The following is an 11842-nucleotide window of genomic DNA, read 5'->3' on the forward strand; positions in this document are numbered from 1 at the left end:
GGACCCGTCGAGGGGTGGCAGGAAGGGCCCGCCGGCAGCCAGCCGGCGGGCCCTTCGCGCACGTCAGCCCTGGACGCCGAGGCGCTCCAGGATCAGCTCACGCACGGTCTTGGCGTCAGCCTGGCCACGGGTGGTCTTCATGACCGCGCCGACCAGGGCACCGGCCGCGGCCACCTTGCCGCCGCGGACCTTGTCGGCGATGGCGGGGTTGGCGGCGATCGCCTCGTCCACCGCCGCGGTCAGCGCGCCGGTGTCGGAGACCACCTCCAGCTTGCGGTCGGCCATGATCTTGGCCGGCGAGCCCTCTCCCGCGACCACGTGCTCCAGCACCGTACGGGCCAGCTTGTCGGTGAGCTTGCCGGCGTCCACCAGGCCCTGCAACTCGGCAACCTGCTTCGGGGTGGCGCCGATGTCGGCCAGCTCCACCCCGGTCTCGTTGGCCCGGCGGGACAGCTCGCCCAGCCACCACTTGCGGGCGGCGGCCGGGGTGGTGCCCGCCGCGATCGTCGCCTCGATCAGCTCGACCGCGCCAGCGTTCAGGATCGACTGCATGTCCAGGTCGGACAGGCCCCAATCCTGCTGGAGGCGACGCCGGTGCAGCCGCGGCAGCTCCGGCAGCGCGGCCTTCAACTCGGCCACCCAGGTCGGGTCCGGCGCGACCGGCACCAGGTCCGGCTCCGGAAAGTACCGGTAGTCGGTCGCGGTCTCCTTGGACCGGCCGGAGGTGGTGTCCCCGGTGTCCTCGTGGAAGTGCCGGGTCTCCTGGGTGATCCGGCCGCCCGCGGTGAGCACCGACGCCTGCCGGATGATCTCGGAGCGCACCGCGCGCTCCACCGACCGCAGCGAGTTGACGTTCTTCGTCTCGGTCCGGGTACCCCACTGCTCACCCGGGAGGTTGAGGGAGGTGTTGACGTCGCAGCGCAGCGACCCCTCCTCCATCCGGACGTCGGAGACACCGAGCGAGCGGAGCACGTCGCGCAGCTCGGTGACGTACGCCCGGGCCACCTCCGGCGCCATCGCGCCGGCGCCGGGGATCGGCTTGGTGACGATCTCGACCAGCGGGATGCCGGCCCGGTTGTAGTCGACCAGCGACTCGGTCGCGCCGTGGATGCGGCCGGTGGCCCCGCCCACGTGCAGGGTCTTGCCGGTGTCCTCCTCCATGTGCACCCGTTCGATGCTGATCCGCACCGGTTCGCCGTTCACCTCGACATCCAGGTAGCCGTCCACGCAGAGCGGCTCGTCGTACTGGCTGATCTGGTAGTTCTTCGGCATGTCCGGGTAGTAGTAGTTCTTCCGGGCGAACCGGCACCACTGCGCGATCGAGCAGTTCAGCGCGAGCCCGATCCGGATGGTCGCCTCCACGGCCGCCCGGTTGGCCACCGGAAGCGAGCCGGGCAGCCCCAGGCAGACCGGGCAGACCCGGGTGTTCGGCGCCCCACCGAAGTCGGTCGGGCAGCCACAGAACATCTTGGTGTTCGTACCCAGCTCGACGTGGGTCTCCAGGCCGATCACCGGTTCGTAGCGCGCGACGACCTCGTCGTACGCGGGCAGTGTCGTCGTCATCGGTGCTCCTGCCTCACAGTGCCGGTGGGGTGAACGGGCCGACGGCGCTCTCCAGCGCGGCCGCGACCCGGTACATCCGGTCGTCGGCCATCGTCGGTGCCATGACCTGCAGGCCGACCGGCAGCCCGTCGGCGAGGCCACAGGGCACCGAGATGCCCGGCCCGCCATACAGGTTGCTCGGAATGGTGAACAGGTCGGCCAGGTACATCTGGTACGGGTCGGCGGTGCGCGCCCCGACCGGGAACGCGACGAACGGCGTCGTCGGCGAGATCAGGGCGTCGACCTGCTCGAAGGCGGTGGTGAAGTCCCGGCTGATCAGCGTGCGCACCTTCTGCGCCTGACCGTAGTACGCGTCGTAGTAGCCCGACGAGAGGGCGTACGTGCCGAGCATGACCCGCCGCTTGACCTCCGGGCCGAAACCTGCCTCCCGGGTCGCCGACATGACCTCCTCCAGCGACCGGACGCCGTCGTCACCGACCCGCAGGCCGAACCGGACCCCGTCGAAGCGGGCCAAATTCGACGAGCACTCGCTCGGGGCGATCAGGTAGTAGGCCGGCAACGCGTACTGGAAGTGCGGGCAGGAGACCTCGACGACCTCGGCGCCCAGCTTGGTGAGCGTCTCCACCGCCGCCCGGAAGGCCGCCAGCACGCCCGGCTCGGCGCCCTCCCCGGCGAACTCCCGGACCACGCCCAGCCGCACCCCGGTCAGGTCGCCGCCGGCACCGAGCCGGGCGGCAGCCACCACGTCCGGCACCGGCGCGGGGATCGAGGTCGAGTCGAGCGGGTCGTGGCCACCGATCGCCTCGTGCAGCAGCGCGGCGTCCAGCACCGTACGGGCGCAGGGGCCGGGGGTGTCCAGCGAGGACGAGAAGGCCACCAGGCCGTACCGGGAGGTCCCCCCGTAGGTGGGCTTGACGCCGACGGTGCCGGTGACGGCCCCGGGCTGCCGGATCGAGCCGCCGGTGTCCGAACCGATCGACAGGGGCGTCTCGTACGCGGCCAGGGCGGCCGAGCTGCCGCCGCCGGAGCCGCCCGGGATCCGGCTCAGATCCCACGGATTGTGGGTCGGCCCGAAGGCCGAGTACTCGGTGGACGAGCCCATCGCGAACTCGTCCATGTTGGTCTTGCCCAGCATCACCGTGCCGGCCGCCCGCAGCCGCCGCACGATCGTGGAGTCGTAGGGCGGGCGCCAGTCGGCCAGGATCTTCGACCCGGCGGTGGTCGGTACACCCTTCGTGGTGAGCACATCCTTGACCGCCACCGGCACACCGGCCAGCGGGCCGAGCGCCGCACCGGCGGCGCGGCGCGAATCGACGTCGCGTGCGGCGGCGAGGGCACCCTCCGTGTCGACGTGCAGGAAGGCGTGCACCCGGTCGTCCACGGCCGAGATCCGGTCCAGGTGCGCCTGGGTGACCTCGACCGCCGAGGACTCGCCCCGCGCCACCAGGCCGGCGAGTTCGGCGGCGGAGTAGCTGGTCAGGTCGGTCATGAAGCCACATCCTCGTCCAGAATCCGCGGTACGCGGAACCGCTGCTCAGCGGCGTCGGGCGCGCCCGACAGCGCCTCCTGGGGCGTCAGGCACGACGCCACCACGTCGTCGCGCAGCACGTTGGTCAGCGGCACGGAGTGCGACGTCGGCGGAATGTCCGCCGCGGTCACCTCGCCGACCTGGGCGACTGCCTGGAGGATCACGTCGAGTTGGCCGGCGAGGGTAGCCAGCTCCTCCTCGGTCACGGCGAGCCGCGACAGTCGCGCCAGGTGCGCGACCTCCTCGCGGGAGATGGCGGCCATCGGTGCCCCCTTCGTGGCTGTCCTGCTGATCTGTCCGCGCCGACCGCGGGCGGTGCTGCGCTACCCGCGGTGACCGCAGCGAGTCTATTGCTCCCGCCCGGCGCCGCTGCCTCGACTCCCCCCTGGGCGGCCCGGCGGCGGGGGGGCACCGGTCAACGGGCGGGGCGCGGCCCGACGGCCGCCCCCGGGCCTGCCGCCGGGCGGACCGGACGATGCCGGGCCAGCCAGGTGACAAGCTCCTCGGCCGGCATCGGCCGGGCATAGAACCAGCCCTGCGCGGCGTCGCAGCCGATCGCGTGCAGCATCCGCCAGGTCCGCTCGTCCTCCACCCCTTCGGCGACCGCCCGTAGCCCGAGCGCCCGGGCCAGCTCGACCACCGAGGTGACGATCGCCGCGTCGTCGGCGTCCTCGGTCATCCCGAGCACGAAGGAGCGGTCCACCTTCACCTCGGTAAGCGGTAGCCGCCGCAGGTGTTGCAGGGAGGAGAAGCCGGTGCCGAAGTCGTCCAGGGCGATCCCCACGCCGAGTCGGTGCAGCCGGGTGATGGTGGCGAGCACCCGCCGCGGGTCGGCCATCAACGCCCCCTCGGTGATCTCCAGCTGGAGGCGCTGCGGCGGTACGTCGTGCCGGAGGAGTCGCTCCGCGATCCGGTCGGCGATCTCCCCGGTGTGTAGGTCCCGGACGCTGACGTTCAGGGCGGCCCGGAGGACCACACCCGCCGCCTGCCACCGTCCCAGCTGCGCCACCACGTCGTCGATGACCCGGAGGGTGAGCAGGCGCATCACCGCGCTCTGCTCGGCCACCCGGATCAGCTCCTCCGGGTCGACCATCCCGCGCCGGGGGTGACGCCAGCGCAGCAGCGCCTCGACCCCGACCACCTCCCCGGTCGCGATGGCGACCTGCGGCTGGTAGTACATGGTGATCTCACCCGCGCCGGCCGGGTCCGCCAGACCACCGGCGCGCCCCACCGCTGCGGTGGGCTCCGGCCCACCGGCTCCATCGGTGGCGGCGGCGAGCGGTGCAACGGTCTCGCCGGCGGCCGGCAGTCCGGCCGGGCCGACGATGGTACGGCGGCGAATCGGGTCGGCCGCGGTGACGATCCGCTGGATCAGCTCGTCGGAGTGGACCACGTGTACGCGCTGCCGTCGGCCCCACCGCGACCACCGGCCCGGGCTCGGCCCGCTCGTGCCGGGCAGCACCGCACCGGCGCCGCCGAGCGTCGGACGCGCCACACCGTTGCACCCCGGGTCCGCCCCGCCGCCGTCCGCATCGGGGCGGAGCCCGGAGGCGAGGACCCGGCGCAGGTCGGCCAGGAGGCCCAGCCGCTCGGGCGAGTTGTGGTCGGACTCGGCCACGTAGACGGCGACCGTGTCGTTGCGCTGCTTCGCGTCGTACATGGCCACGTCGGCGTGGCGCATCAGGGTGGTGAAGTCCTCACCGTGGTCGGGGAAGAGCGCGACCCCGATCGACCCGCCCACATCCAGCGGCAGCCCGTCCAGCGTGACCGGCTCGGCCAGCGCGGCCACCACCCGGCCCGCCCGGTCACGTGCCTCGGCGACGTCGGTCAGCCCGGTCAGCACGATGGCGAACTCGTCCCCGCCGAGCCGGGCCACCAGGTCCCCGTCGGCGACCTCGGTCAGCCGGGCGCTCACCTCGACCAGCAGCCGATCACCGACGGCGTGCCCGAGCGCATCGTTGACGTGCTTGAACCGGTCCAGATCGAGCAGCAGCAGCGCCAATCGGGCCGGCGCCGAGCCATCCGCGGCCCGCTCCGCGTGCCGGTGCAGCCGCGCGCCGACCTCGGCGACCAGTGCCTTCCGGTTGGGCAGGCCGGTGAGGGGGTCGAGGGAGGCGAGCTGCTGCTGCTCGGCGCTGAGCCGGGCCATCTGGTAGACCGCGAACAGCGGCGCCAGCACCAGCGGGACCAGCGCCGCGCTCGCCTGGGCCGCGGTGACCAGGACCGGCGCGAGCAGCAGCAGCGAACCGGTGGAGAGCAGCTCGAAACCCATCCCCGGCCGCCAACGTGCCCCGAACCGCAGCCACACCGCCGCGCTGACCAGCCCGAAGTTGACGGTGAACCAGGCGAGCATCGCGCCACTGACCGCGACCACGTCGGTCCCGCTCAGCTGCCCGCCACCGACCAGGTCGCCCGGGCCGAGGCCGATCAGGACATGGGCGGCGGCGAGGGCACAGGCGTACTGCCCGGCGTTGAAGGCGATTCGCCAGCTGGCGTGCCCCATGCGGACTCCGGCCACCACGACCGCCACCGCCTGCACGGCGACCGCCGGGCCCAGCCCCCAGCCGAGCAGGATCGCGAAGGTGAAGCAGATTGACGGAAACATGACCGAGGACCGCCGCCGCCCCGGCGGGACGAACGGCCACGCGTCTCCGGCGACCGCCAGCACCGCCATGGTCCAGAACGCGGCGGGCAGCCGGAACACCTGGTCGGGGAGGGCCAGCAACGGAGCTGCCGACGTCAGCGCGGCCGCGGCGAGGACCACCGCCACGAAGGCGAAGAACGGCGCGCTCCGTCCTGGTGGGACGAAGTTGCGCGGGTCGGCCGTCGCCATCACACCTCCCGCGGGTCAGGGTCGGCGCACCCAGATGTACGCCGTGTCCCCCATGAAACGCCCCAGGAGCCGGAATTCCCCCTACGACAGTCACGAATCGGTCGTAGTCGTAATTAAGTTGGTATACGCGCCCACGGCCGCCGGTCAGCCCTCGACCCGGGCCACCGCCTGAGCCGCCTCGGGTCCCGCGTCGAGCAGCACCGCGAAACCTTCTTCGTCCAGCACCGGCACCTTCAGGCTCGCCGCCTTCTCCGCCTTCGTCCCAGGGTTGTCACCGACCACCACAAAGGCGGTCTTCTTCGAGACCGAGCCGGTGACCTTGCCGCCACGGGACTTGATCGCCTCGGCCGCCTGGTCCCGGGAAAAGCCGGCGAGCGTCCCGGTCACCACCACGGTCACCCCCTCCAGCGGGCGCGGCCCCTGCTCGACGGCCTCCTCCGCCATCCGCACCCCGGCCTCGGCCCACTTCCGCACCACCTCGCGGTGCCAGCCCACGGCGAACCACTCCCGCACGCTCGCCGCGATGGTCGGCCCGACTCCCTCAACAGCCGACAGCTCCTCCTCCCCGGCCTGGTCAATCGCCTCGACCGACCGGAAGTGCCGGGCCAGGGCCTGCGCCGCGGTCGGGCCGACGTGCCGGATGGAGAGCGCCACCAACACCCGCCAGAGCTCGCGCTCCCTGGCCACGGCCAGGTTCTCCAGCAACTTGACCGCATTGCTGCCGAGGCTGCCGTCCTTGTTGACGAAGAACGGGGACCGCGCCAACTGCGTGGTGTCGAGAGTGAACAGATCACCCTCATCGGTGATGATCTGGGCGTCGAGCAAGGCGGCGGCCCCCTTGTAGCCCAGGACCTCGATGTCGAAGGCCCCCCGCCCAGCGAGGTGGAAGACCCGCTCCCGGAGCTGGGCCGGGCAGCTACGCGTGTTGGGGCAACGGATGTCGATGTCGCCCTCCTTCGCCGGCGCCAGCGGGGTGTCGCAGCACGGGCACCGGCTCGGCATCACGAACGGCCGAGCCTCCGGTGGGCGCAGCTCGACCACCGGGCCAAGCACCTCGGGAATGACGTCACCGGCCTTCCGGATCACCACCGTGTCGCCGATCAACACCCCCTTGCGCTCCACCTCACGGGCGTTGTGCAGGGTGGCCAGCGCCACCGTCGACCCGGCCACCCGGACCGGCTCCAGGACCGCGAAGGGAGTGACCCGGCCGGTGCGCCCGACGTTCACGTCGATATCAAGCAGCCGGGTGTTGACCTCCTCCGGCGGGTACTTGAACGCGATCGCCCAACGCGGTGCCCGGCTGGTCGAACCCAGCCGGCCCTGAATCGCCACCGGGTCAACCTTCACCACCACGCCATCAATCTCGTGCTCGACGTCGTGCCGGTGCGCGGCATAGTGCGTGATGTACTCCGCGACGCCGGCCAGCCCCGGCACCACCCGCCACCGATCGCTGGTCGGCAGCCCCCAGGCCCGCAACGCCGCGTACGACTCGGACTGGGTGCTCGGCGCCCAGCCGCGGCGGGCCCCGAAGCCGTGCACGACCAGCCGCAGCGGCCGGGACGCGGTGACGCGTGGATCCTTCTGCCGCAGGCTGCCGGCGGCCGCGTTGCGCGGGTTGGCGAAGGGTGCCCGCCCCTGCTCGACCAGCCCGGCGTTCAGATCCGCGAAGCCGGCGACCGGGAAGTAGATCTCACCGCGCACCTCGAGGAAACCGGGAATCTCCGGAAACTCGGCCGACGGCGTCAGCTCCCCCGGCACCTCCCGAATGCTGCGGACATTCGCCGTCACGTCCTCGCCGGTGCGGCCGTCCCCGCGGGTGGCCGCCCGGACCAGGCGCCCCTGCTCGTAGGTCAGGTTGATCGCGAGGCCGTCCACCTTCAGCTCGCAGAGGTAGGGAACCGGGCCACCGGCATCCCGCTCGACCCGCTCGGCCCAGGCCGCCAGCTCCTCGTCGGAGAAGGCGTTGTCGAGCGACATCATCCGCTCGGCGTGCGCCACCGGGGTGAAGTCGGTGGAGAAGGCGCCCCCCACCCGCTGCGTCGGCGAGTCCGGCGTACGCAGGGCCGGGAACTCCGCCTCCAGCGCCGCCAGCTCCCGCAGCTGCTCGTCGAAGGCCGCGTCGGAGATGGTCGGCGCGTCGAGCACGTAGTAGCGGTACTGGTGCTCGGTCAGCTCCCGGCTGAGCGTCGCATGCCGCTCGCGCGCCGCCGGGGTCGGCTCCGCGCCGGCCGCCGCCTCCTGCGCCGCAGGAACCTGCTGACCGATGGCATCCTCGGACATCGCCCTGACCTCCCATTCTTCCCACTACCCCGGGAACCGTATCGGGGCGGTGAGACAGTGGGCCGGGCACCCGCCCGCGCCGGTCACCCCTGCTCGCTCAACCGCCGTCCCGCGTCCCGGCAGGCGGTGAGGACCGCTCGGGTGTGCCCGCCGGTGGCGTTCGCCAACCCGCAGGCCGGCGTGATGACAACCTGCTCGGCGAGCTGCCGACGGGGGAACCCGAGGCGGTCCCAGAGCCGGCGGACCCGCTCGGCGACCTGCGCCGACGTCGGTGCGTTGCCGCCCGACGCCGGTCGCGTGGGCGCGGCACCGGCCAGGAGGCCCAGCCCGGCGTCGATCGCCTCACCCAGCGGATCCAGGTCGGTGACCAGGTCGAGATCGAGGGCCGCACCGACCGCGCCGACCTCCCGAATCAGCTCCAGCGGCACGTCCGGGGCGCAGCAGTGCACCACGACCGGTACGTCGGCGGCGGCGACGACCTCGCGCAGCAGACTGCGGGCCCGGCCCGGCTCCACCGGCTGGTACGTCCCGAACCCACTCTCGGTCGACACCCGCCCGGCGAGCACCGCCGGCAACGACGGCTCGTCCAGCTGCAGCAGCACCGTGGCCCGCGGTAGCCGACGCGCGACGGCGGCGACGTGCTCCCGTACCCCCTCGGCCAGGGAGCCGGCCAGGTCCCGCACCGCGCCGGGGTCGCGTACCAACCGGCCGCCCATCGGCAGTTCCACCGCCGCGGCCAGGGTCAGCGGCCCGGCGACCTGGACCTTGACCGGCCCGGCGTACGTCTCGGCCTGCGCGGCGAGTTGGTCCAGATCCCGCTCCATCAGGTCCCGGGCCCGGCGCCGGTCCCGACCTGGGCGGGAGGCGACGCGCCACCGGGCGGCGTAGAGCTCGACCGGCAGCTCCACCAGCAACCCGGCGGTCCGGCCGATCAGCTCCGCGCCCGGGCCACGGGCGGGCAACTCGGGCAGGTGGGGAAGGAGGGGCAGCTCACCGAGGACGATCCGCTGCGCCTCCGCGATGTCGGTGCCGGGGAGCGACCCGACCCCGGTCGCCGCACCCGCGGGCCACGGCCACGGCTGATCATTCACGGTCGAAGACTAGCGGATTCACGGACGACCGCCGCCGGGCCACCCGGGTGGCTCAGACCGCGATGGTGGCGGAGCCGAGCACGATGTCGCCCGCCGGGTCCGGGCGGTAGGCCACGATCGCCTGACCGGCCGCCACCCCGCGGACCGGCTGATGCAGCTCGGCCCGGAGCCCGTCGCCGGTCACCGCCACGGTCGCCGGCACCACGTCACCGTGCGCGCGCAACTGCACCTCGCACTCGACCGGGTCGGTCGGTCGGGGTCCGCCGATCCACACCGGGCTCTCCGCCTGCACCTGGGACACCGCCAACGCCTCGGCCGGGCCCACCGTCACGGTGTTGGTCTTCGGGGTGATCGACAGGACGTAGCGGGGGCGACCGTCCGGGGCCGGGCGGTCCAGGCGCAGCCCGCGCCGCTGCCCGACGGTGTAGGCGTACGCACCGGTGTGCCGGCCCACCACCTCGCCGGTGGCGCCGTCAACGACGTCGCCGGGCGCCGCACCGAGCCGCTGGGCGAGGAAACCACGGGTGTCCCCGTCGGCGACGAAGCAGATGTCGTGCGAGTCCGGCTTGTCGGCCACCGCCAGGCCGCGCCGGGTCGCCTCCGCTCGGACCTGCGTCTTCGTCGAGTCCCCCAGTGGGAACATCGACCGGCTCAGCTGCTCGCGGGTGAGCACGCCGAGCACGTAGGACTGGTCCTTGGCGAGATCGACGCTACGGCGCAGCAAGCCGTCGACACCGAGCCGCGCGTGGTGGCCGGTGACCACGGCGTCGAAGCCCAGGGCCACGGCCCGGTCCAGCACCGCGGCAAACTTGATCTTCTCGTTGCAGCGAAGGCAGGGATTCGGGGTACGGCCGGCCGCGTACTCGGCGACGAAGTCATCCACCACGTCGGCCTGGAACCGCTCGGCCATGTCCCACACATAGAACGGGATGCCGAGCACATCGGCGGCCCGCCGGGCGTCCCGGGAGTCCTCCAGCGTGCAGCAGCCCCGGGCGCCGGTGCGATAGGTCTGCGGGTTGCGGGCCAGCGCCAGGTGCACCCCGGTCACGTCATGCCCCGCCTCGGCGGCCCGCGCCGCCGCGACCGCGGAGTCCACGCCGCCCGACATCGCCGCCAGCACCCGCACCCCGACCACCTTCTCCACACCGTCCGGCACCGCGGTGGTGCCCGGACGAGCGTAACCACCCTGGCCGCCGCCCCCAAACCCAGCGCGCGCCGCTCTCCCGGAGGGTGCCCACGGAGCGAACCACTGCCGCCGGGCGGCGGTGGGGTCAGCCCGAGGCGCGGAGGCTACCGGCCCGCCGGGCCCGGTCGACCGCCTCCGGCAGGGCCGCGATCAGCGCGTCAACCTCCTCCGGCGTGCTGGTGTGACCGAGCGTGAAGCGCAGCGAGGAGCCGGCACGAGCGCTGTCGGCGCCCATCGCGAGCAGCACATGACTCGGCTGGGCAACCCCCGCCGAGCAGGCCGAGCCAGTGGAGCAGGCGATGCCCTGCGCATCGAGCAGGAGCAGCAACGCATCGCCGGCACAGCCGGGAAAGGAGAAGTGGGCGTTGCCGGGCAGGCGATCGTTCGGATCCCCGTTGAGCACCGCCTCCGGCACCGCCTGCCGTACCCGCGTCACAAGATCGTCCCGGAGCGCGGCGACCCGGGCCGCGTACTCCTGCTGGTGTCGGACCGCCGTCTCCAGGGCGACCGCGAAAGCGACGATTCCAGCCGTGTCCAAGGTCCCCGAGCGGACGTCCCGCTCCTGGCCGCCGCCGTGCAGCAGCGGGGTCACCGCGACGTCCCGGGCGAGCACCAGGGCGCCCACCCCAGCCGGCCCGCCGAGCTTGTGCCCGGTCACGGTCAGCGCCGAGACGCCACTGGCGGCGAAGTCCACCGCCACCTGACCGACCGCCTGGATCGCGTCGGTGTGCAGCGGCACCCCGTGCTCGGCGGCCACCGCGGCCAACTCGGCGACCGGCTGGACCGTACCCACCTCGTTACTGGCCCACATCGTCGTGATCACCGCCACCTGGTCGGCGGCGGTGGCCAACTCGGCGCGCAGCCGCTGCGGGGTGACCCGGCCGAGGGCATCGACCGGAAGCCAGCTCACCTCGGCGCCCTCCTGCGCGGCCAGCCAGTCGACGGCGTCGAGCACCGCGTGGTGCTCCACCGCGCTGGACACCACCCGGGTCCGCCGGCGATCGGCGGACCGGCGGGCCCAGAAGATGCCCTTGACCGCGAGGTTGTCACTCTCGGTGCCACCCCCGGTGAAGATCACCTCGGCGGGGCGGGCACCCAACGCGGCGGCCACCCGCTCGCGCGACTCCTCCACTCGGCGGCGGGCCTGACGGCCCGCCCCGTGCAGGGCGGAGGCGTTGCCGACCTCGCGCGCGGTGGCGACGTACGCCTCCAACGCCACGTCGAGCATCGGAGTGGTCGCCGCATGATCCAGATAAACCATCAGGGCCAGCCTAACGACCGAATCGGCGTCAGGCGGAAGCCGGCGGGCTTCCGGGAAGAACCGCGCCGCACCGGGTGGGCAAGCCGCGGCAGCTCAACCG

General features: G+C 73.2%; 8 protein-coding genes. All 8 read right to left on the bottom strand.

Annotated elements, in window-relative coordinates:
- Positions 1–63: 63 nt before the first annotated feature.
- The 8 genes from gatB to H0524_RS08945 all read right to left on the bottom strand — a co-directional run bounded on the left by gatB (position 64) and on the right by H0524_RS08945 (position 11742).
- Complete coding sequence (gatB, locus tag H0524_RS08910) at positions 64–1563, bottom strand: Asp-tRNA(Asn)/Glu-tRNA(Gln) amidotransferase subunit GatB (protein ID WP_180198216.1); 1500 nt, start codon at positions 1561–1563, stop codon at positions 64–66.
- A gap of 13 nt (positions 1564–1576) precedes the next feature.
- Positions 1577–3052: an Asp-tRNA(Asn)/Glu-tRNA(Gln) amidotransferase subunit GatA gene (gene gatA / locus H0524_RS08915; protein ID WP_180198217.1), complete on the bottom strand. Its 1476-nt coding sequence runs from the start codon at positions 3050–3052 to the stop codon at positions 1577–1579.
- Entirely contained in the window at positions 3049–3354 is a 306-nt protein-coding gene (gatC, locus tag H0524_RS08920; protein WP_018220804.1) for an Asp-tRNA(Asn)/Glu-tRNA(Gln) amidotransferase subunit GatC, read from the bottom strand. The genes gatA and gatC overlap by 4 nt, the downstream gene beginning before the upstream one ends.
- A gap of 152 nt (positions 3355–3506) precedes the next feature.
- Positions 3507–5924, bottom strand: coding sequence for a bifunctional diguanylate cyclase/phosphodiesterase (locus H0524_RS08925; protein ID WP_180198218.1), 2418 nt, complete (start codon positions 5922–5924; stop codon positions 3507–3509).
- Positions 5925–6068: 144 nt separating this feature from the next.
- Positions 6069–8204: an NAD-dependent DNA ligase LigA gene (ligA, locus tag H0524_RS08930; protein ID WP_180198219.1), complete on the bottom strand. Its 2136-nt coding sequence runs from the start codon at positions 8202–8204 to the stop codon at positions 6069–6071.
- Positions 8205–8287: 83 nt separating this feature from the next.
- Positions 8288–9295, bottom strand: coding sequence for a methionine synthase (locus tag H0524_RS08935; protein ID WP_180198220.1), 1008 nt, complete (start codon positions 9293–9295; stop codon positions 8288–8290).
- A 52-nt stretch (positions 9296–9347) separates the two neighbouring features.
- A complete protein-coding gene (mnmA, locus tag H0524_RS08940) occupies positions 9348–10421 on the bottom strand; it encodes a tRNA 2-thiouridine(34) synthase MnmA (RefSeq protein ID WP_180198449.1) in 1074 nt (357 codons plus the stop codon).
- A gap of 145 nt (positions 10422–10566) precedes the next feature.
- Positions 10567–11742, bottom strand: coding sequence for a cysteine desulfurase family protein (locus H0524_RS08945; protein WP_180198221.1), 1176 nt, complete (start codon positions 11740–11742; stop codon positions 10567–10569).
- Positions 11743–11842: the final 100 nt, after the last annotated feature.

This window comes from Salinispora sp. H7-4 (genome assembly GCF_013416675.1).
In the GTDB taxonomy this organism is placed as follows: Bacteria; Actinomycetota; Actinomycetes; order Mycobacteriales; family Micromonosporaceae; genus Micromonospora; species Micromonospora vitiensis.